The organism is Labrenzia sp. THAF82, from assembly GCF_009363435.1.
Taxonomy (GTDB): domain Bacteria; phylum Pseudomonadota; class Alphaproteobacteria; order Rhizobiales; family Stappiaceae; genus Roseibium; species Roseibium porphyridii.
Window position 1 is genome coordinate 4,644,598 of record NZ_CP045354.1, and the last position, 20,600, is coordinate 4,665,197.

A 20,600-nucleotide genomic window follows, 5' to 3' on the forward strand; every position below is an offset into this window, starting at 1 on the left:
CGATTGTGATATGGAACACACTGTGCCGCGCCAAATGCAGCTGGATGAAGGCGGCAGGGTGAAATCTTGGTAACGTTGCCCCTCCCGCATCCACCGATGCCAACCTTCTCGTTTCAACGGACCGCCGGTGCCATTGAAGTCTCAAATGCCAACGACCATAGACTGTCTTCTTTCAAGGCGTTGAGACAATAGATCACCTTGCGGGCGTGATAGAGCATCGCAACCCAATCGGTGATCAGATCAGTGTCTGTGCCTGCAAGATCTGGCAAAACCGCTAACCAGTCGTCGGCGATCTCAGATCCATGTTCAGCCAGAATCTCATCAAACACACTCAAAATGCGGGTATTGAGCCTGTCCGCAAGCTGTTGAAGATCGACCACGTCCGGACTTGCGGACAATTCCTGTTCCACCGCCGTTCGAGCTTGATGGTAGAGAACCACATAGTCGGCCAGAACGATCACAAGAACATCAAGCCTGTTTGCCGCTCCGGAGAAACTCGACCAGGGAGCCTGCTCGGCACGATAGGCGCTCGCGGTGGTCACCAGCTTGCCGGCGGACACGCGCAATGCGGAAAAATCACCCCAGTCGTCCTTCCCCTTGTCCCCATCCGTGCGCAGGTAGGCTTTGCAGGCACTCAGATAGTCAGCGGCAAGCGCACGAATCCCGGTGTCTGACCGTTTTGGAAAGAGGACAAAGGCAATGCCCAACCCGATACCCGCCCCAATGAGCGTGTCATAGAGCCGTGACCAGAGCTCCAAAATGGGCAAGTCTTCAAGCGTCTGAAGCCCCATGACCACCAGAAAGCTGATGATGCCGGACGCAAGCGCATAGTTGCGTTCCATGAAGACGATGACGACGGGAATCGAGACCACCACCAGGCCTATTCGGATCTCCGGCACCGAAGAAAGCAGAGGATCAACGGCCATTGCGACAACAACACCGGCTGCCGTACCAAGACTTCGCTGAATGGTGCGCTGAACCGTTGTGCCAAGCGTATTGCTCAGAACGATGACAATTGTCAGTGTCACCCAATAGGCGTGACTCAGCTGAAAATAGACGCCGAGGCCATATCCTATTGCAGCAGCAACCCCTGCCTGGAGCGCGAGTTGCCAGGAAAGACGGATCCACCAGGCCACATTGCTGCTTTCCGCTGTTGTGGGTGAAATTTTGGGGACAGGATTGCCCCTTCGCGACAGCACGCTCAATCTCCTGAACGCCTGAGCAATTCTCAGGATCTGGAACTGATCACTCACCGGAAGGCTCTTATCCGGCACCTCCCAGCCTTTTCTCAACTCTTCCGGCTTCGGCTCGCGACCGGATTGGAGTGCTGCCACGAGCGCATCGACCGAGCTTTTGAAAGCTGGAGCGAAGATAAGCCGGTCTTTGCCAGGTTTCGACATGTGGGCCAATGCATCCCGAACCACCTCCAAAGCAAGCTCTATCATGGTAGCATTTTCCGGCGAGATGCCTTGCACGGAAGGCTTTGCGCCCAGAAGCTGCGTACTTAGTCGCAGTTCCCCGCGCAAAGCCGCCAGATCCGCCATAGCAGCAGCGGCACTCTGGCGATCTTCCAGCGAACCGGCGGCTGCAAGATTTAGAAATCCGGCCATTGCCTCCCTGTTCGCCGTTTCCACGCTAAGATAGGTCTTTTCAGTTGAAGGTCGCCACACGCCTACGCGGATGATCAAAGCGACAACTGCTCCGAGGATCGCCATTGCCGGCATCCAGATGCCGGGAGACGTCGGCAAGCTGCCCATGATTACGAACAACCAGCAAATCGCCATCATCCGACCGGCGCGTTGCCAAAATCCACCGATTCCGTCCAGTGCGAAACCAAGCGAGATCACGGCCACCCAGACCAGTTGCAACACCAGTGAGACTGATGCTCCAGCCAGTGTCCCGACGACACCGCCAATACTGAAGAGAAGGACCAAGACACCCGCCATCGCGGTCAACGACGCAATTTCCTGACGCTTCGTCGCAACTGGTGTGAAGATCAGGCAATGAGCGCCTGCAGCCGCCGCAAGCACAGCCAGTTTGAAGCCAGAGACATTTTCAACATAGCCTCCAGCCATGTGCCCCAATGTGGCTGCCACGAGAACGGTCAGCATCAAATGCACACCGCGCACAAGTCTGAGTGCGCCAGGATCATAGGTCAGCAAACGGGACGGCGCGTGAAACAGCTTTTGAAGCATTGGTCTAACGTGAACTGCCGGTGTCAAATCATTGGTTTTCTTATCAAGACCCTTCACTCAATCGGGGCTCGGCAACTGGATGTCCCAGAATGCAGCCGAATATCGGCTGCGACAAAAGAAAAGATACAACTTTTCTCATGCGGTTGATCGCAAGATCCCTATTCACTTCCGCTATGGGACACATCGGTTACCGGATGTCGCGAAACCAGAGCAAAATGGGACAGACAGTTTGTTACACTTTTTGGCGGCGAGCGATGTTGCTGACATTGCCTGGCGACTTTAGCCTATCGAGACTTTCGGCTTTCAGGAGGCACGGCATGATCCGCACATTCTCAATTGCAGCGACCGCAGTGTTGATCCTTTCGGGCATGCAAACGGCCAGCGCCGCTCCTCCTGATCTGAAAACGCCGGCCCCCGTCATCTTTCTGGCCGACAATCTGGATGAAAACCAGAACCTCGGCTTCTGTATAGACACGGTCGGACGCGGCTTATCGGATCGCCTTCACGCCCATTCCTGCAAACCGCAAGGGGGAGATGTACAGTTCCTTTTCCTGGCGGCCACCGGGCAGATCAAGTCCGCCACATTCGAGAACCTTTGTGCCGAACTGCTCGCCTCGGCGAAGGATGGCGTAACGCTTGGGCTCCTGCCCTGCAGCGACAGCCCATTGCAGGCGTTCACTTACGATCCGGCCAAGCAGGAATTCCAACCTCAAGACACAAGCGGTCTTTGCCTGGCAAGCCCGGGAGAGACACGCAGCGCAGGACCGTTCGTTTCACGCGACCTTGCACTTGCCAATTGCGCCTCAACGCCTGCAGCTCAAAAGCAATGGGTCATTCGGGAATAACCGACTTCACAAAGGTCCCGGCTCGGGACCATTCACTCGAGTGATGCTCGAAATGTTCCGCACTGCGCGAATGCCGGAAAAGGCAAACAGGATGTGCAACAAAGTCTTCGAATACGGCTGAGAATGTAATGCAAGCCGTTCAAGGTGGAAGCTAAACCCGACTATGCGGATTGGCGGACTCGTTCACCTGATACCGAACAGTGGAACGCTCCACCAAGGTGAATTGATTTTGTTTCTCGAGTGCTTTTATTACTCACAAAACCAGTTGTTACTTATGGCGAGTAAGGTAGTGATGAGTGATGCAGGTTGATTTTTAGATTTCCATCAGCACCCTTCAAGTAGCCAAACGTGTACTCTACTTTAACCTCCTTGCCATCAGGATCAGTGAAGAAGTAATTGCCCATTGCCATGGCTACTTTGTCACCCGTATAGATTCCATTGTTTTCCCAACGTACTTGTGTCCACCCCTTTGTTGCAAAACCACTATCTTCTGTGCCATCAGCGCCAATGAAATATCTGAGTGCTTCGTCAAATGTTTCACGGAATTGGTCTTCAGCTGCCAACGTCGGTTTGAACATGACGTCGGTGTCGCCATAGGCATAAAGTTTCTGAATATGATCGGTTGCGCGGGCTTTATAGTCACCGCCGTTTGCATACAGAGCAGCTATTTCGACGATGCCCTTACCCCAGCGTTCTTGGGCATCGATTACGGCTTGCTCTGAAATTCCTCCACCAAGAGCTGCGCCGGAAAACATCAACGAAAGCCCGACGCCTGCCACGATAGTTTTTTTGATAGACATTGTGTTTCCTTGAACCAATTTGACATTCGATTTCGTATTGCAGCCCCGCCCGCGAGGGAACTTCCATAATGCAGCCTATGCATGCTTCCAACTGTTATGCAATCATTGCGTTCAAAAGAAGATTGGCACCGTTTCTGTCAATTGTTCAACTTTTTCCGTGATTTTGGCGAGGTGCTGTCGACACTCCTTTCTGACCCTGCTGTAGAAACGAGGTCAGAACCTACGCTGAACATGCAGGCTCAAATACCGCCGGTGACAGCGACTTTGGCCGACTGCACGGAAGAAATTGTGATCGCTCAGCAGGCAATTCAATGCACTGGCAGAGTCGCAAGCACTACGGATGCAAAGTGTCCAACCTGTCGGGAAGAAGTGGCGTGGCGATGACCTGACACCCACAGTGACCGCCCACATCAAAACTCTGCCCCCCAAAACCCGAATGCAAGCAGGGGCAAAAACAAACCCGCGAAAATTCGCGGGTTTGTCAGCAATCTGAGGCGTTCCAATGGAACGCTTTTTTCCGCTACAACCGCTTTGCGGGTCAGCGCGTCAACGGCTTGTACTTGATCCGGCGCGGGTCGGCAGCATGGGCACCAAGTCGCCGCACCTTGTCCTTTTCGTAGTCTTCGAAGTTTCCTTCAAACCATTCCACATGGCTGTCGCCTTCAAATGCCAGCATGTGCGTCGCCAGGCGGTCGAGGAACATACGATCGTGCGAAATGACCACGGCGCAACCGGCGTAATTTTCCAGCGCATCCTCAAGAGCGGCAAGCGTCTCGGTGTCGAGGTCGTTGGTCGGCTCATCGAGCAAGAGCACGTTGGCGCCCTTTTTCAGGACCTTGGCAAGATGCACGCGGTTGCGCTGCCCACCGGAAAGGTCGCCCACCTTGGCCTGTTGTGCCGGGCCCTTGAAGTTGAAGGACGAGCAATAGGCGCGGGAGTTGATTTCCTTGTCGTCAAGATAAATCACCTCAGCGCCGCCGGAAATTTCTTCCCAGACCGTCTTGTTGGGGTCCAAAGCATCACGGGACTGATCGACGTACCCGAGCTGGACACTGTCACCGATGGTAACGTTGCCATTGTCAGGCTTTTCCTGGCCGGTCAGCATCTTGAACAAAGTGGATTTACCAGCGCCGTTCGGGCCGATAACGCCGACAATGCCGCCGCGTGGCAGCTTGAAGGTCAGATCATCGATCAGGAGACGGTCTTCGAAGCCCTTTGAGACGCCATCGACTTCGATGACGTTAGCACCCAGACGCTCACCGACCGGAATAAGGATCTGCTCAATGGTCGGCTGACGCTCTTCCTGCATGGCAACCAGGTCCTGATAGGCCCGGATACGGGCTTTCGATTTGGTCTGGCGTCCCTTCGGGCTCATGCCCATCCATTCGCGCTCGCGAGAGATGGCCTTGGAGCGAGCCATGTTCTCGCGGCCTTCCTGCTCCATGCGCTTGGTCTTCTTTTCCAGATAGACCGAATAGTTGCCCTCGTAAGGGATGCCCTGTCCACGGTCGAGCTCCAGGATCCAGCCGGTAACATTGTCCAGGAAGTAGCGATCGTGGGTGATGATCAGAACAGAACCCTTGAATTCGCGCAGGTGCCGCTCAAGCCAATGGACGGTTTCAGCGTCCAGGTGGTTGGTTGGCTCGTCGAGCAGCAGAAGGTCCGGCTCAGACAAAAGCAACTTGCAAAGCGCGACGCGGCGGCGCTCACCGCCCGAGAGCTTGTCGACAGCGCTGTCGGATGGCGGGCAGCGCAGAGCCTCCATCGCCATTTCCACCTGGCTTTCCAGGTTCCAGAGGTCCTGCGCGTCAATCTCGTCCTGAAGCTGAGCACCCTCGTCCGCGGTTTCGTCGGAGTAGTTCATCATCAGTTCATTGTAGCGGTCGAGTTTCGCCTGCTTGTGGGCAACGCCTTCCATGACGTTTTCCATCACGGTCTTGGTTTCGTCCAGCTTGGGCTCCTGCGGCAAGTAACCGACTTTCGCACCCTCCGCCGCCCAGGCCTCACCGGTATATTCCTTGTCGAGACCGGCCATGATCTTCAAAAGCGTCGACTTACCTGCCCCATTCGGCCCGAGGATGCCGATCTTGGCGTCCGGGTAGAAGGAGAGGTTGATGTTGTCGAGAACTTTCTTGTCGTTGTAGGCCTTTGAGAGGCCGTGCATGTGATAGATGAACTGGCGCGCCATGGGGCTCCGCTTCTCCACTTTCGAAAACTGACGGGAATCTTTGGAATTCTGCCGGGTCTTTTAGGGGAGTTTTGACCGTGGGGCAATGGGGCCCGTTATGTTTCAGGCTAATCAACTAGGTTTCAGCAAAAGTTCACAATGCCAAAAGATTAATGTTAAAGATCGGAGGCTTCTAGTATTTTGCGTAGAGTAGCGTTTGTTACATTTAACGCTCTTGCGATTTTATTTTTGCTTAAGCCAGTTTCCAATAGTCTTCTAGCCTCCCGAACTCGTTCTGGTGTTACTTTCGTCGGTGCATCAATTCGCTTTTTTGTCGACTTAGCAAAATCAACGAGCACTTCTGCTTCAGGGTTCGAATCTGTGTCGATTAAATAGTTTTCTAGCCAAAGCGACCATCTTCTAAGCGCACTTCCTCGGCGTTTCTTGGTTCCGTCATTGTTCCAGTTCCTGCCAAGCTTGAGCGCAACAGCGTCAGCGATATCCAAAGGCGAAGCTTTGGAGTTAGTCAACAACACAGCTCTTGTAACTTTCATGCTTGGCGCAGTGCTCGCGGCGTGACGTACCGCTCGAGCAACGTCCTTATAAGCATCAATTGCGGAAACTCCTCCACCTTTAACTCTGTGGACAAGCCCAAGTGACGAAAGGTCGCGAACTGTATTGTCCCCGAACTCAAATTTAAGGTATTCAACTCCCAATGTACCAGTTGTCGTCAAAAGTTGCAGTGCTTTGATCGCATCCAATGGTGATCCACGCGGAAGAAAATCACTTTTGACATTGTTTTTAAGCTGTTCAGTATCCGATGCCACGGGGTTAGGTATTAGATGCCTTGCCACACCTAAGGCAACGAGCGTGCTCTCTTCTTGTCCATCCTCTGCATCCAAAAATGCCTGGATCGATTGTATAGGAAGGCTAATGTTTGCGCGCCCTTCAGAAGGTGCCGATAAAGCAACTTCTGATTCAGGTCTTACGATTATTGCTGCTGTTGCAAGAGTTGCCTGCAAACTTTCATCGCTTTTTTGCAACCCTAAAAAAGCGAGATGTTTCAATAGTATAGTAAAAAGCTCTTGTTTTCTATAATTGGCTGATGTGAATAGTTTTTCAATTGCAAAACCGACAGATCCCTTACCTTTTTCATAACGTGTTTTGGAAAACGTGAGCCAGTCTTCTCGGACCCGAATTCGCGCAACTACACCTGTAGCATCCTGTGTTGTCTTTGGTATGGCTCGCCAAAGTGTAACCTCAGGGAGCTCGACGCCATCTAAGTCTTGACCACCTTCAAAAACTCTCACGGTACGATCAGAAATGAGATCCCAACTGGTGCGTATCCTGTTGGTTTCAAAAATCTGCTTTGAAATCGTTTGAGTATCTCTGCCCGCTTGAACTCCACCTGATATGTCGAAGTTCACTTTGTTAAGTGTACCCTCGCCGCTTGCCTTGAGGTTCTGCTGGTTTTTTCGAGACTGCGATCTTTCTAGTAAGGTTTTTTGAGAGACCTCTGAAATCTGCGTATTTGGAACATCTAGCACCAAGAGATCACTATGAATTCCATCTAACACGACCTCTGCTTTTTGCAATGAAATCATAGTACTAAGTTCAACTTCTCCAGCGGTTAGATATACTCTTTCGGCTCCAAAAAACGCTGATACTTGAACATCGTATCCTTCGTTGAAGTAGTTATTCGGAGTTCGCAGACGCACAGAAGCAACATGCTCATCTAAGAATTTTGGAACGAGATACTCGTCATCGCGTACAAGTACCAACTCACTGTGCTCTTCGTCGTTGGATGAAAATTTCTCACTCATTTGATCACAATTGTCCAATTGTTCATATTGGGAATTATCCACCTTCGTGGCAATCACTCAATCGTATTTTCGCAGCAAGATTGTTGAGTTGATGGCCTAAACCCATGGCATCTGACTTTAAGCATCAACCTCACTTTGAATTTCCGTAACGAAATAGTACTGAAGCCCATCATTCAGGGTTTTCAATTACAACTTCTTCGCACTAGTCTTCCGACGAAATTTTATTCCTACCCACTCGGACTTGTTTATGACCATCGACATACTTCTTCCCCGTCCAACCTTGCCTATTGTCGAGGAGCAACTGGATGCGGCGTTTACGGTACATCGGTCCTATAAGGCCGAAGATCCCGACGCCATGCTGCGTGAAGTGGGCAACAAGATCCGAGGCGTTGCCATGGCGTTTGGTGCAGTTGACGCACAGTTGCTGGCCAAGATCCCGAATGTGGAAATCGTCTCCAGTCTTGGAGTGGGCTACGATCACATCAACATTCCCGACTGCAAGGCAGCGAATGTAATGGTGACCCACACCCCGGACGTGTTGTCCGACGAGGTTGCCGATACGGCCATCGGATTAATGATCATGACAATCCGGGAACTCGGTCAGGCCGAACAGTGGCTGCGGCAGGGAAACTGGCTTTCAAAGGGCCCCTACCCTCTGACCCAGGCCACACTGCGCGGACGCACACTCGGAGTATTCGGATTGGGCCGCATCGGCAAGGAAATCGCCAAGCGGGCGGAAGCCTTTGGCATGTCGATCCGCTACCACGGCCGGAACCCGCAAAAAGACGTTGCCTATCCCTATGACGACAGTCTGGAAGGTCTGGCCGAGGCTTGCGATACGCTGATGGTGGTCGCCCCGGGGGGTGCTGCCACCGAACATGCGGTCAATGCGAAGGTGCTGGACAAACTCGGCCCTGATGGCATCGTCCTCAATATTGGCCGGGGAAGTGTTATTGATGAAACTGCTTTGATCGAGGCTCTTGAAACCGGCACGATTTACGGGGCTGGACTTGATGTCTTCGAAAAAGAACCGCAAGTGCCTGAAGCCTTGTTGAGGTTGCCGCGCGTCACCGTGCTGCCTCATGTGGGTTCGGCGTCACAAGCAACCCGCAACGCAATGGGCCAGCTTGTCGTCGACAACCTGACCAGCTGGTTCAAGTCAGGCCGGGCGGTTACTCCCGTTCCGGAAATGACCTAGAAACACAACCAACCTTTTTCAGTCAGCGCCACCAGGCCCGGGTTCAACCGGGCACCGGAAGGGTGTGAAAGTGCTGCCCATGTTTGCACTCACGCTCATCATGATTATCAGATCGGCGAACGCAAAATCTGCTTCCGTCTTCGGGCAGACAGGCTTGTTGGAAAGACAGCCCGCCTCAATGAAGGCGTTGCTGTCTTTCAGGAATTCAGGCGTCAAATTCGGTTCACCAACCATGTCCAAGGCCCGCGTCGACATCTCCTGATAATGAGCACAGTTCCGCTGCCGCCGTTCATCCCGGCTTTCCGCCAGCGCATTCGTGGCAACACCTGTTCCCAGGCAAGCGACCCCACAAAACACCGAAATTGCTGACAAGAACCTGATCACGACTTGAACTCCAAGCGACGCCGGGAACATGAGCTTTGGCCTCCGAATGCCTTACGGTTTCAGGGCTGAAGCAATCGCGCGGCCGATATCGGCTATTGCCTGGTTGCGTGCCTTGAAAGAGGCCTGCGTTTCGGTGATATAGACCGCGACAACGACGGGAGCCCGACCTTCCGGCCAGATGACGGCGATGTTGCTGCGCGATCCGTTCCCTCCTGCCCCGGTCTTGTCAGCCACCTTCCAACCTGCCGGCAATCCAGCTCTCAGCGTTGAGTTCCCAACGCGATTATCTTCCAACCAGCTTTGCAGCAGTTTTTTCGCGTCAGCGCTCAGAGCGTTTCCCAAAACCAGCTTTTGCAAAGTGGCGGCGGCCGCTGCGGGCGTCGTCGTATCCCGTTCATCTCCAGGCTGGCCATAATTCATCTCAGGCTCACGCCTGTCGAGACGTGTGACCGTGTCTCCGATCCCGCGCAAGTAGCGGTTCAGTGCGTCAGGTCCACCGATATCGTCCAGAACAAGATTGGCTGCTGTATTGTCGCTTTTCGTCACGGTCGCCTCGCAGAGTTCCAGGAGGGTCATACCATCGGTTCCAACCTTGGTTTCCGTGACTGGAGAATAGGACACGAGATCCGCCCCTCGGATCTCAACACGCCGGGTGGGATCCGTTTCTCCAGCTTCGCCCTGATGCAACAACGCAGCGCACAGAAAAGTCTTGAAGGTGCTGTTGAGTGGAAAACGCTCCTGTGCACGATGTGTCCAGTTTTCTCCGGTCTGCCTGTCAACAACGACAACGCCAATGCGTGCCGAAAGACGCGCCTGCGCATCCTTTACAGCTCTCTCGATCGGCGCAGGGTCGAATTCGGCTGCGAATGCCGCCTGCTGGTGACCGGTCACCCCAACGGCAACAAGAGACAATCCAAAGGCGGCGCGGCGAATAAGATGGTTCATCGTTAAATCTCTAAGATTTCGGGTTGTGTTCAGGACCGTCGATGCGCGCCCCAAAGCACTGCCGGTCCAGCAAGATCTTCACAATGCCTTGGCAATAGACATCAAACAAACGATCATTTATGACGTCTGACATGAGAAAAACTTGGCCATTCGGAGACTGACATCGATATCTCGCAATTGCCGCTCAACGCCCTCAGGGCATTCGAGGCGTCCGCCCGGCTGCAGAGTTTTACAAGAGCGGGACTGGAACTTCGTGTCTCTCAGACTGCCATCAGCCATCAGGTGAAGGCGCTGGAAGAACGGCTGGGCGTTGAACTCTTCGAACGGCTGCCTCGCGGTGTAAACCTGACAGAAGAAGGTCAGGCCCTTGTGCCTGTCCTTAGCGACGCGTTCCGCCGCATGAGCGCAACCCTGAAAAGGTTCGAGGACGGCAACTTTCGCGAAGTCCTGACACTTGGCATCGTGGGAACATTTGCCACCGGCTGGCTGTTGCCGCGTCTCAAAGACTTTTCGGCTGCCAACCCGCAGATCGACCTGCGCCTGCGGACGAACAACAACCGCGCTGACATCCTGGCCGATGGTCTGGATTGTTTCATCCGCTTCGGAGACGGAGCCTGGCACGGCACGAATGCAGTCAAACTGATGTCGGCAGCAATGTCGCCTGTTTGCGCACCAGCAATAGCAACACGGCTAGTTACTCCGGGAGATCTGGCTAACTTTCCGCTGCTGAGGTCCTATCGGATTGATGAATGGGCGCTGTGGTTTCAGGCTGTTTCACTACCTGCGCCCAGGACACGTGGCTGGATGTTCGATTCTTCCCTGACCATGGTTGAGGCTGTCGCACAAAACGCAGGTGTTGGACTTGTCCCGGTCGGCATGTTTCAGTCTGACCTCAAAAGCGGTCGCATCTTTCAGCCTTTCCAGGCAGGCGTCAGTATCGGCAGCTACTGGCTCACCTGGTTGAAGTCGCGAGAGGAGACGGGCGCCATGCAGAAGTTCCGGCATTGGCTGGAAACCGAAACGAAGTCTGAAAACAGCCTGGACTAGGCTTTCCGGCCGATGACCATTTCCCGTTTGCCTGCAAAACCGCTTTTCTTTTCAATGAGAAATCCTGCGGCCACCAGGTTGCGCCGAACCCAGCCCGCAGCCGTATAGGTGGCCAACGTCCCTTCAGGAGCAGTCAGGTCCGCCGCTGACCTCAATAGACCCGCATCCCAAAGTTCCGGATTGCGCGCCGGGCTGAAGCCATCAAGAAACCAGGCATCGACAAGTGGAATGACAATACTGCTCGTATCGACGGCCTGAGTTTCAGGCTTCAGGTCCTTGATCAACTCCCGAGCATCGCCCACGCCCAGAACCAGGTTTGCACCGGCGACATTGACCTGCATCCACCCGGTCCGCGGCTGCCACTTTTCAACAAGTTCACCTGCCAGGTCGGAAAGCTCCGGAAACGCATTGAGCGCCTTTGCAAGCTGGTCGGTGGTCATCGGAAAGAGTTCAAAAGACACGAAGGTCAGTTCCGGCGGATTTTCAACGGCCCGCGAGGCAGCAAGCGCTGTCAGAAAATTCAGGCCCGTGCCGAAACCGAATTCGGCAATTGTAAATGTCTTTGTCGTTTCAAAACGGGCAGGAAGTTGGTTTCCGGCAAGAAAAACGTGACGCGTTTCAGCCAAGCCGCCTGCCTTTGAGAAATAGGTATCTTCAAATCCCATCGCTTTCGGGACATCTCCTTCCAGCCATTGCAGTTCAGGTGGATTTGTCGACATATCACTTCACATCAATCGGTTGTCGTCAGCGACAGGCTTCACATTTGCCGCAATTGCCATTGCCTGACGCTTCTCATATGAGAGCCGGAGGGCTCAATCAACCAGCAAGGTTTTTCAACATGGCGCACGGCCAAGCCGCCTCATACGACATCGCAATTGCCGGTGCAGGCATTTTCGGCCTGTCAATTGCCTATGCAGCAATCAAGGCTGGCCAGAAGGTGATCGTATTCGAAGCAGAAAAGGTTGGCGCAGGTTCAAGCGGCGGGCTGCTTGGCGCTTTGATGCCCCATATGCCGGCACGCTGGAACCCGAAAAAGGAATTTCAGTTCCAGGCGCTTTTGAGCCTGGAAAATCATGTTCGGCAACTCGAAGCCGAAACGGGTCAATCCGTTGGATACAGTCGCTGCGGCCGCATCCTGCCACTCACGACAGAGGACAAGCTTGAGCATCACCTGGAACGCGCTGCAGAAAGCAGGCTCCGCTGGCACCCTGACCAAACCGGTTTCACTTATGCCGTTGAGCCAGCCGGCAGCCGTGCAGACTGGCTATCTGCGGATGCAGCGCCGTTCGGTATTGTTTACGAGACCCTCGCCGCACGCGTTTCACCCCGGCAATATCTTGCAGCCCTCAACGCATTTGTTCAAAAGCACGCAACTCTTGTCGAAGACGCTAAGGTCACAGGCTTCGACGAAGCCTCGGGACGCGTAAAGCTCGCAGACGATCAGTCCGCCTTCCAAACCAGCTGCCTCATCCTTGCCGGAGGCTTTTCGACATTCGAACTTGTCGAGCAGTTGACCGGTGAGCGCGTAGGACGCGGCGAAAAGGGACAGGCCTTGGTCCTGGACGGCGCCGGGCTGGAGGGCTATCCCGCGATCTATTGTGACGGCCTATACGTCGTGCCACATGACAATGGAACGGTTGCGATCGGCAGCACGTCGGACAGGGAATTCACAGACACCCAACCTGCGCCTGGCAGGAGCAGGGAACTCATAGAACGCGCCACTGCCTTTTGCCCGAAACTGACAGGCCGCCAACTGATCAAGGATTGGGCCGGCATTCGGCCCCGATGTCATAAGCGCGATCCATTGATCGGCAAACTTCCCGGCCACGAGAAGCTCTTCATTGCAACTGGTGGTTTCAAGATATCGTTCGGCATCGCCCACCGAATAGCGGATGCTCTCATAGCAGAGATTATCGGCGGATCTGCGCCGCATGAGCTGCCCGAGACCTTCAAACCAGCACACCATTTTGGCATCAACCGGTTGGAGGCTGACAGCTGATCAGAGTTGCCGGAATTAGGTTGAGACACGCTTTGATGAACACAAAGAGGAACACACACCAACAGAAGGTGTTTGTTCTAATCTCAGCAAATTCAATGGAGTGCTAGAGGGCAGCCACAACGGCGTAAAGACCATAAATGGTCGCTGAAATAGAACCCCAAAACAGCAAGTTCTTCGCCAACAAAACGGGCATATTCACAGTCCCACCCCGATGAACCGGCGTTGCAGACCGTTTGCGATCCCCACCCCTGGTGTCACAAACGTCGGACATTGCTGATGCCGTCCTGGCCATACCGGCTACCTTCAAAAATGGTGTTCAGCGGTGCAACTGGATTAGCAGTTCCAACTCCGCATCTCACCGTTTAAAAGGTAAATAGTTAATTACCACTTAAAGTCACTATGGATACATTAATAAAATAGACCATGATGAAATCATGACGCTACACAAAATTATCCCGTATTTTTTAAATTTTCGCCCCGGAATTCAGATATCTCCTCTTTGGCAAAAGGTTCTGTGACCAATATGAGCTTAGAAAGCGTCCGTGCCCACTTTGAAAATGTTGCACCTGAACTGGAGGTTCTTGTCACGGCCGAGAGCAGTGCAACCGTAGATCTTGCAGCTCAGGCGCATGGCGTCGCACCGGGACAGATCGCCAAAACCCTGTCGTTCCAGCTCAAGGACAAAATCTTTCTTGTGGTCACGCGTGGCGATGTCCGGCTAGACAACAAGAAGGCCAAGGCGGCTTTTGGCGGCAAAGTCAAAATGCTTGGTCTTGAGGACGTCGAGCGGCTAACCGGTCATCCCGTTGGTGGCGTCTGCCCTTTCGGACTGGCCGAACCACTACCGGTCTATTGTGATGTGTCGCTGAAGGATTTCGATATCGTCATTCCCGCTGCCGGCGCAACCAACGCGGCCGTCAAGATATCGCCTCAGCGCATGGCGGAGATAACCTCGGCTGAATGGGTCGATGTCTGCCAAACACCATTAAGTCCCTGACGAAATCCGAGCGTCAGATCCGGTAGTAGTCGCGATACCACTCGACAAATCGCCGAACCCCTTCCTGTACTGATGTGACGGGACGATATCCAGTCAATCGCTGAAGCAGATCCGCATTTGCCCAGGTTGCCGGCACGTCGCCTGCTTGCATTGGCATCAGATTGCGCGCCGCCTGCTTGCCGGTCGCATCTTCAATCGCCGCAATGAACTCCGTCAGCTGCACGCTGGTGGAGTTGCCGATATTGACCACCCGCCAGGGCGCAACAGGCGAAAGGCTGTCACCATCCGGTACTTCTTCATCTTCCTCAGGACGAACAGGCACCGCGTCCATTAACAGGCGAATGCCCTCAACGAGGTCTTCCACGTAGGTGAAGTCACGCTTCATGTCCCCATGATTGTAAACGTCGATCGGTCGTTCTTCGAGAATTGCCTTGGTAAATTTGAAAAGTGCCATGTCGGGGCGGCCCCAGGGCCCATAGACCGTGAAGAACCGGAACATGGTCACCGGCAGATGATAAAGATGGGCATAGGAGTGCGCCATCGATTCCGTCGCCTTCTTTGTCGCTGCGTAGAACGAGAGCTGGTGATCCGCCTTGTCGGTTTCCGTATATGGCATTTTCGTATTGGCACCATAGGCCGATGACGTCGACGCCAACAACATGTGCTCAGGCGGATGCGCCCGCGCAGCTTCCAGCAATTCAAACGTTCCGCAAATATTGCTCTCCAAATAGGATCGCGGCGCTTCGATGGAGTATCTGACCCCGGCTTGAGCGGCCAGATGTATGACGAAGTCAGGTGTTTCGGTCTTGAACAGGGTCATGAGCAATTCAGGTGTTTCCACCCGGTCGTTGACCGCTTTGAAATGCTCGTGCTGGAGCAGCATTTGCTGGCGTCGCTCCTTCAACCGCACGTCATAGTAATCGGTCATGGCGTCGAGCCCGATGACCCTGAAACCGTCCGCAAGGAGGCGCGTACACAGGAAATAGCCGATAAAGCCGGCAGATCCGGTTACAAGAACGGTTTTCATACTGCGCTCGAAGCCTTCCATCGATGACTGATTTAAAACGCGTCTTAAAGGGCTTCGTATGACCGGGCAATGACAAAGTCCGTATTCGAACCTGCTTGAGCATTCACCGACCGGGCGTTAAGAAATTGCCATTGCCTTCGTGGCTTCAGTGAAAAGGCTCCAACATTCATGTCCGTTCTTGTCACCGGCGGTGCCGGATACATCGGCAGCCACACGGTACTCAATTTTCTGGATGCGGGTGAAACACCGATCGTCGTCGACAATCTGAGCACCGGGTTCGATTGGCTGGTGCCCGAGGGCGTTCCTTTTTACCAGCTGGACATCGCGGACAAGGATGCTGTCACCGACATTATGCTTGCGCACAAAGTGGATACCGTCATTCACTTTGCGGGATCGATCATACTGCCGGAATCCATTGAAAACCCGCTCAAATACTATCGCAACAATACTGCAAACTCACTCGGGCTGATGGAAGCTGCAGTCGCGGCGAACGTGAAACACTTTGTGTTTTCCTCGACCGCCGCCGTTTATGGTTTGCCGGACAGCGTTCCGGTTGCCGAGACGGCTCCATTGAGACCTCAGGCGCCATATGGCACGTCGAAACTCATGACCGAGCAGATGCTTCTGGATGTCGCAAATGCTCACGATCTTACGATTACTGCGCTGCGTTACTTCAACGTTGCCGGTGCGGACCCGCGCGGACGTGCCGGCCAAGCCACGCACAACGCCACCAATCTCATCAAAGTCGCCTGTGAAGCGGCGACCGGCAAACGGTCATCGATGACTGTATTCGGTCACGACTATGACACCCCCGATGGAACCGCGATCCGTGACTATATCCACGTTTCGGACCTCGCGATGGCGCATCGCCTTGCTGTTGAACGCATGCGTCACGGCGGAGGCAATCTCATTGTCAATTGCGGCTACGGGCGTGGATTTTCAGTATTGGATGTCGTCCGCGCCGTGAAGAAGGCCTCAGGATCGGATTTCGCTGTCGAGCTGGGGGAACGCCGCCCTGGAGACTGCCCTGAAGTGGTCGCCCAAAGCACGCTTGCTCGAACCGAGTTGGACTGGAAACCTGAACTTGACACCATCGACCAGATTGTCGGGGACGCCTATCGCTGGGAAGACAGTCTCACCCGCAGAAATCGGGTCTGACCGTCTTCTCCCCTTCAGACGTTTCCGTACAAGATTTAGATCCCGTCTCCGTGGGTTCCTGCATTGGACAAGAAGCCATGGTCGCGCAGATATTCGATGATGTCCTCGGCGACATCTTCAGGATCACGACCGACGTTTCGAATATGTAGTTCCGGGTTTTCCGGTGCTTCATAAGGACTGTCGATACCTGTGAAGTTCTTGATCTCGCCGCGGTCTGCCTTTGCATAAAGTCCTTTCGGATCTCGCTTGCGGCACTCCTCGATCGGCGTATCGACAAAGACTTCGATGAATTCGTCCTCGCCCATCAGATCGCGCGCCAGCCGGCGTTCTGACCTGAACGGCGAGATAAACGAAACCAGCGTAATCAGGCCAGCGTCCGTAAAGAGCTTGGCGACCTCTCCCACCCGGCGAATGTTCTCCACACGGTCAGCGTCGGTAAAGCCCAGGTCCTTGTTGAGACCATGCCGAACGTTGTCGCCATCGAGCGTATAAGTGTGACGCCCATCGATGTGCAGCTTCTTCTCGACAATCGAGGCAATGGTCGACTTGCCTGACCCGGACAGCCCCGTAAACCAGAGCACTGCGGGTTTTTGGCCGAGTTTTTCCGAGCGCGCGCTTTTGTCGACATCCAGAGCCTGCCAGTGAATGTTGCTGGCACGGCGCAACGCAAACCAGATCAATCCGGCTCCGACGGTCGCATTGGACATGCGGTCGATCAAAATGAATGATCCCGTGGAGCGGTTGGCTTCATAGGGATCGAACGGGACTGCAGAGGAGAGCGCGAAATTGCAAAAGGCGATTTCGTTCAGCTCAAGCGTCTTGCCGGCAATATGTTCGAACGTGTTGACGTTGATCTTGTGTTTGATCTCCGAAACGGTCGCCGTCACTGTTCGTGTGCCAAGCTTCAACAAATAGGGGCGCCCTGGCAACAGTGGTTCATCCGACATCCAGATGACATGCGCCGCAAACTGGTCGGCGACATCTGGCCGGTGCGCGGCTGAGGACAAGAGATCGCCTCTGGAAATGTCAATTTCATCTTCGAGCGTGATCGTGACCGCTTCACCCGCTCGAGCTTCGCTAACTTCGCCACCGGTACCTATAATGCTTTGAACCTTCGATGAAGTCGCCGGGCCTGCCACCACAAGTTCTTCGCCAACGCTTACGCGGCCACTCGCCACTGTGCCGGAATAGCCACGGAAATCGAGGTTGGGCCGGTTCACCCATTGAACAGGAAACCGGAACGGGGCTTCAAGGGCGTGTTCGCCGACTTCAATCGTCTCCAGATGCTCCAGAAGATGCGGACCGGAGTACCAGGCCATCTTCTCGCTCTTCATGGTGACGTTGTCACCGTAGCGAGCAGACATCGGGATCGCTTGCAGCGTCTCGAAGTCGAAGCCGTTTGCGAATGTCTCGAATTCCTTGCGGATTTCCTCAAAACGATCCTGCGAGTAGCCCACCAGATCAATCTTGTTGACCGCAAGCACCACGTGACGGATCCCCAAGAGGGACGCGATGAACGCATGGCGGCGTGTTTGAACCATCAGGCCGTTACGTGCATCCACCAGCAGAACGGCAAGATCCGCTGTTGAGGCTCCGGTCGCCATGTTGCGCGTGTATTGTTCGTGGCCCGGTGTATCGGCGACGATGAATTTTCGTTTGTCCGTCGCAAAGAAACGATAGGCAACATCAATGGTGATGCCTTGCTCGCGTTCAGCCTCAAGTCCGTCGACAAGCAGAGCAAGATCGATGTCCTCACCAACTGTACCGTGCTTTTTTGAGTCCCTTTCAAGGGCCGCAAGCTGATCTTCGAAGATCAGCTTGGTGTCATAAAGCAACCGCCCGATCAGGGTGGATTTACCGTCATCGACGGAGCCGCAAGTCAAAAACCGGAGCTGGTCCTTGCTTTCCTGGGCGAGGATATAGTCGGTGACAGCTGTTTCGGCAGCTTCCTGAACGTCAACACTCGTCATCTTAGAAATATCCTTCCCGCTTCTTTTTCTCCATCGAGGCGCTTTCGTCCTTATCGATCAGACGACCCTGGCGCTCGGACGTACGGGCAATCAGCATTTCGCGCACAATAGCAGGCAGAGTTTCGGCATCAGATTCGATTGCTCCGGTCAGCGGGTAACAGCCGAGTGTGCGGAAACGGACACTTTTTTCTTCGATGACTTCGCCGGGCAAAAGCTTCATTCGATCGTCATCGACCATGATCAGCATTCCATCCCGCTCAACAACAGGACGTTTGGCAGCAAAATAAAGCGGCACCATCGGAATGTTTTCAGTCAGGATGTACTGCCAGATATCCAGCTCAGTCCAGTTCGACAGCGGGAAAGCGCGGATACTTTCACCCTTGGCGACCCGCGCATTATAAAGGTTCCAGAGCTCGGGACGCTGGTTCTTCGGATCCCACCCATGATTGGCATTGCGGAAGGAAAACACCCTCTCCTTGGCGCGAGACTTTTCCTCGTCTCGACGCGCTCCACCAAAGGCGGCATCGAAGCCATAGTGGTTCAAGGCCTGCTTAAGGGCCTCGGTTTTCATGATGTTTGTATGAACCGAAGATCCGTGATCGAACGGGTTGATGTTCTTCTGCAATCCTTCGGGGTTGGTGTGAACGAGCAAATCCAGCCCCAACCGGCTGGCCGTCTCATCACGGAATGTAATCATGTCGCGGAACTTCCACGTGGTGTCCACATGCAGCAACGGGAACGGCGGTTTGGCCGGATAGAACGCTTTCATCGCCAGATGCAGCATCACACCGGAATCCTTACCGATGGAATAGAGCATCACCGGATTGGAAAACTCCGCAGCCACTTCACGGATGATGTGTATGCTTTCCGCTTCCAGTCGCTTCAGATTGCTGAGGCGCTCGGGTGTGATGCCCTGAGATTGCATGTTCATGTTCACTTTTCCATTGTGGCCGCGGACGGCCAAAGTCTATGTTTCGTCCATTCAGCTGAGATCAGCCGGAAACGGCAAGATCGGCCAATACGGAACGGCAGCCAACCGCGAGAAAATGGGGATTCCGCAAATCGTCTTTAATCGCTTGAGTTGGCACCTGATAGGTGAAGTCGTTGCCTGTTTCAGCATAGACCAGTGCACCGCCCGCAGCACGCAGCAACGCATCTCCTGCTGCAATATCCCATTGCATTGTCGGCGCCATCCGTGGGTAAAAATCTGCCCGCCCGGCGGCAAGCCAACACAGTTTCAATGAGGAGCCGACATTCAGTTGCTCCGCAACGCCCAACCGGTTGATCAACGCGGCTGTTTCTTCGGACATATGCGAACGGCTGGCCAGAACACTCAAGCCAGACTGCGGTGGGGTCCGCACCGAAATAGCTGCAACGTCCACAATTTTTCCAGCCTCGATCCGCCCCTTGAAGGCGCTCTGTTGGTCATTTGCTGACAATGCGCCGCCCCAATAGATCTCGCCCAGCGCCGGTGCGGAAACGACACCGAACACAGGGCAGCCATCCTCGATCAGGGCAATGTTGACGGTGAATTCTCCATTCCTCTTGAGGAACTCCTTGGTACCGTCCAGCGGATCCACCAGAAAATACCGTCCCTCGACAACCGGTAATTCTCCAGCTTCGACGGATTCTTCCGCGACCACGGGAATTTCGGGGAAAATCTTTGACAGTCCGGCCAGAATAACCTTTTCGGCAGCCGCATCAGCCACGGTCACAGGCGATCCGTCCGACTTGTTTTCCACTTCGAACGGCTCGGCATAAACCTTCAGGATCTCCTCACCAGCTTGCACGGCAAGCTGGTTCAATAAGGATATCTTTTCTTCCGTCATCAACACCTCTTCAAGCGCAGTTCCTCTGGAGCCCTGCGCTTTTTCCGCTTCATGAGCGTCGCCGTAAATAAAAGGAACAATGTGTATCAATTCAAGGAATGGTGTTCCACGAAACCGGCAGAATGGAAAACACACGAAACTGTCTCGCCCCGACTTATGCGGTTTTGTTCCGCCGCTCAAGAAAACGTTCGAGGCAGTTGGCCTCTTTCAACGATC

The 20,600-nt window shown here is 54.1% G+C and carries 17 protein-coding genes; 6 read left to right on the forward strand and 11 right to left on the reverse strand.

Annotation, left to right across the window (positions count from 1 at the left end):
• Positions 1–113: 113 nt before the first annotated feature.
• Complete coding sequence (locus FIV00_RS21380) at positions 114–2,195, reverse strand: FUSC family protein (protein WP_152502657.1); 2,082 nt, start codon at positions 2,193–2,195, stop codon at positions 114–116.
• Positions 2,196–2,512: 317 nt separating this feature from the next.
• Here FIV00_RS21380 and FIV00_RS21385 point away from each other — a divergent pair, with 317 nt between their 5' ends.
• Complete coding sequence (locus FIV00_RS21385) at positions 2,513–3,040, forward strand: ricin-type beta-trefoil lectin domain protein (RefSeq protein WP_173006092.1); 528 nt, start codon at positions 2,513–2,515, stop codon at positions 3,038–3,040.
• Between the two features lie 272 nt (positions 3,041–3,312).
• Here FIV00_RS21385 and FIV00_RS21390 read toward each other — a convergent pair whose 3' ends face one another.
• The 3 genes from FIV00_RS21390 to FIV00_RS21400 all read right to left on the reverse strand — a co-directional run bounded on the left by FIV00_RS21390 (position 3,313) and on the right by FIV00_RS21400 (position 7,830).
• Entirely contained in the window at positions 3,313–3,840 is a 528-nt protein-coding gene (locus tag FIV00_RS21390; protein WP_209006650.1) for a hypothetical protein, read from the reverse strand.
• 538 nt (positions 3,841–4,378) lie between these two features.
• Positions 4,379–6,028, reverse strand: coding sequence for an energy-dependent translational throttle protein EttA (gene ettA / locus FIV00_RS21395; RefSeq protein ID WP_152502660.1), 1,650 nt, complete (start codon positions 6,026–6,028; stop codon positions 4,379–4,381).
• A 155-nt stretch (positions 6,029–6,183) separates the two neighbouring features.
• A complete protein-coding gene (locus tag FIV00_RS21400) occupies positions 6,184–7,830 on the reverse strand; it encodes a helix-turn-helix domain-containing protein (protein WP_152502661.1) in 1,647 nt (548 codons plus the stop codon).
• Positions 7,831–8,077: 247 nt separating this feature from the next.
• Here FIV00_RS21400 and FIV00_RS21405 point away from each other — a divergent pair, with 247 nt between their 5' ends.
• Positions 8,078–9,028, forward strand: a complete 951-nt coding sequence (locus FIV00_RS21405; protein ID WP_152502662.1) for a 2-hydroxyacid dehydrogenase — start codon at positions 8,078–8,080, stop codon at positions 9,026–9,028.
• Between the two features lie 18 nt (positions 9,029–9,046).
• Here FIV00_RS21405 and FIV00_RS21410 read toward each other — a convergent pair whose 3' ends face one another.
• Both FIV00_RS21410 and bla read right to left on the reverse strand, forming a co-directional pair.
• Positions 9,047–9,442, reverse strand: a complete 396-nt coding sequence (locus FIV00_RS21410; protein ID WP_152502663.1) for a hypothetical protein — start codon at positions 9,440–9,442, stop codon at positions 9,047–9,049.
• Positions 9,443–9,463: 21 nt separating this feature from the next.
• A complete protein-coding gene (bla, locus tag FIV00_RS21415; protein ID WP_152502664.1) occupies positions 9,464–10,357 on the reverse strand; it encodes a class A beta-lactamase in 894 nt (297 codons plus the stop codon).
• Between the two features lie 162 nt (positions 10,358–10,519).
• On the opposite strand from bla, the gene FIV00_RS21420 reads away from it, so the two are divergent.
• Positions 10,520–11,404 carry a LysR family transcriptional regulator gene (locus FIV00_RS21420; protein ID WP_152502665.1) on the forward strand — a complete coding sequence of 295 codons (885 nt, stop codon included), beginning with the start codon at positions 10,520–10,522 and terminating at the stop codon, positions 11,402–11,404.
• Here FIV00_RS21420 and mnmD read toward each other — a convergent pair.
• Positions 11,401–12,123 carry a tRNA (5-methylaminomethyl-2-thiouridine)(34)-methyltransferase MnmD gene (gene mnmD / locus FIV00_RS21425; RefSeq protein WP_152502666.1) on the reverse strand — a complete coding sequence of 241 codons (723 nt, stop codon included), beginning with the start codon at positions 12,121–12,123 and terminating at the stop codon, positions 11,401–11,403. The genes FIV00_RS21420 and mnmD overlap by 4 nt on opposite strands.
• Before the next feature lie 119 nt (positions 12,124–12,242).
• Between mnmD and FIV00_RS21430 the strand changes: the two genes are divergently transcribed.
• Positions 12,243–13,403 (forward strand): FAD-binding oxidoreductase, encoded by a 1,161-nt coding sequence (locus tag FIV00_RS21430; protein WP_152502667.1) that lies wholly within the window; start codon positions 12,243–12,245, stop codon positions 13,401–13,403.
• A 523-nt stretch (positions 13,404–13,926) separates the two neighbouring features.
• Positions 13,927–14,400, forward strand: a complete 474-nt coding sequence (locus FIV00_RS21435; protein ID WP_152502668.1) for a YbaK/EbsC family protein — start codon at positions 13,927–13,929, stop codon at positions 14,398–14,400.
• Positions 14,401–14,413: 13 nt separating this feature from the next.
• Here FIV00_RS21435 and FIV00_RS21440 read toward each other — a convergent pair whose 3' ends face one another.
• Entirely contained in the window at positions 14,414–15,427 is a 1,014-nt protein-coding gene (locus FIV00_RS21440; protein WP_152502669.1) for an NAD-dependent epimerase/dehydratase family protein, read from the reverse strand.
• 168 nt (positions 15,428–15,595) lie between these two features.
• On the opposite strand from FIV00_RS21440, the gene galE reads away from it, so the two are divergent.
• Positions 15,596–16,585: a UDP-glucose 4-epimerase GalE gene (gene galE / locus FIV00_RS21445; RefSeq protein WP_152502670.1), complete on the forward strand. Its 990-nt coding sequence runs from the start codon at positions 15,596–15,598 to the stop codon at positions 16,583–16,585.
• 35 nt (positions 16,586–16,620) lie between these two features.
• Here galE and cysN read toward each other — a convergent pair whose 3' ends face one another.
• The 3 genes from cysN to cysQ all read right to left on the reverse strand — a co-directional run bounded on the left by cysN (position 16,621) and on the right by cysQ (position 20,384).
• Entirely contained in the window at positions 16,621–18,555 is a 1,935-nt protein-coding gene (cysN, locus tag FIV00_RS21450; RefSeq protein WP_152502671.1) for a sulfate adenylyltransferase subunit CysN, read from the reverse strand.
• Position 18,556: 1 nt separating this feature from the next.
• The gene (gene cysD / locus FIV00_RS21455; protein ID WP_152502672.1) at positions 18,557–19,486 is read right to left on the reverse strand and encodes a sulfate adenylyltransferase subunit CysD; all 930 of its coding nucleotides are present in this window, start codon (positions 19,484–19,486) and stop codon (positions 18,557–18,559) included.
• Between the two features lie 61 nt (positions 19,487–19,547).
• Positions 19,548–20,384: a 3'(2'),5'-bisphosphate nucleotidase CysQ gene (gene cysQ / locus FIV00_RS21460; RefSeq protein WP_152502673.1), complete on the reverse strand. Its 837-nt coding sequence runs from the start codon at positions 20,382–20,384 to the stop codon at positions 19,548–19,550.
• Between the last annotated feature and the right edge of the window lie 216 nt (positions 20,385–20,600).

Excerpts from the sequence above, each read along its gene's own strand:
- FIV00_RS21380 (WP_152502657.1), bottom strand. The coding sequence starts at position 2,195 with ATGCTTCAAAAGCTGTTTCACGCGCCGTCCCGTTTGCTGACCTATGAT.
- FIV00_RS21385 (WP_173006092.1), top strand. The coding sequence starts at position 2,513 with ATGATCCGCACATTCTCAATTGCAGCGACCGCAGTGTTGATCCTTTCG.
- FIV00_RS21390 (WP_209006650.1), bottom strand. The coding sequence starts at position 3,840 with ATGTCTATCAAAAAAACTATCGTGGCAGGCGTCGGGCTTTCGTTGATG.
- ettA (WP_152502660.1), bottom strand. The coding sequence starts at position 6,028 with ATGGCGCGCCAGTTCATCTATCACATGCACGGCCTCTCAAAGGCCTAC.
- FIV00_RS21400 (WP_152502661.1), bottom strand. The coding sequence starts at position 7,830 with ATGAGTGAGAAATTTTCATCCAACGACGAAGAGCACAGTGAGTTGGTA.
- FIV00_RS21405 (WP_152502662.1), top strand. The coding sequence starts at position 8,078 with ATGACCATCGACATACTTCTTCCCCGTCCAACCTTGCCTATTGTCGAG.
- FIV00_RS21410 (WP_152502663.1), bottom strand. The coding sequence starts at position 9,442 with ATGTTCCCGGCGTCGCTTGGAGTTCAAGTCGTGATCAGGTTCTTGTCA.
- bla (WP_152502664.1), bottom strand. The coding sequence starts at position 10,357 with ATGAACCATCTTATTCGCCGCGCCGCCTTTGGATTGTCTCTTGTTGCC.
- mnmD (WP_152502666.1), bottom strand. The coding sequence starts at position 12,123 with ATGTCGACAAATCCACCTGAACTGCAATGGCTGGAAGGAGATGTCCCG.
- FIV00_RS21430 (WP_152502667.1), top strand. The coding sequence starts at position 12,243 with ATGGCGCACGGCCAAGCCGCCTCATACGACATCGCAATTGCCGGTGCA.
- FIV00_RS21435 (WP_152502668.1), top strand. The coding sequence starts at position 13,927 with ATGAGCTTAGAAAGCGTCCGTGCCCACTTTGAAAATGTTGCACCTGAA.
- FIV00_RS21440 (WP_152502669.1), bottom strand. The coding sequence starts at position 15,427 with ATGAAAACCGTTCTTGTAACCGGATCTGCCGGCTTTATCGGCTATTTC.
- galE (WP_152502670.1), top strand. The coding sequence starts at position 15,596 with ATGTCCGTTCTTGTCACCGGCGGTGCCGGATACATCGGCAGCCACACG.
- cysN (WP_152502671.1), bottom strand. The coding sequence starts at position 18,555 with ATGACGAGTGTTGACGTTCAGGAAGCTGCCGAAACAGCTGTCACCGAC.
- cysD (WP_152502672.1), bottom strand. The coding sequence starts at position 19,486 with ATGAACATGCAATCTCAGGGCATCACACCCGAGCGCCTCAGCAATCTG.
- cysQ (WP_152502673.1), bottom strand. The coding sequence starts at position 20,384 with ATGACGGAAGAAAAGATATCCTTATTGAACCAGCTTGCCGTGCAAGCT.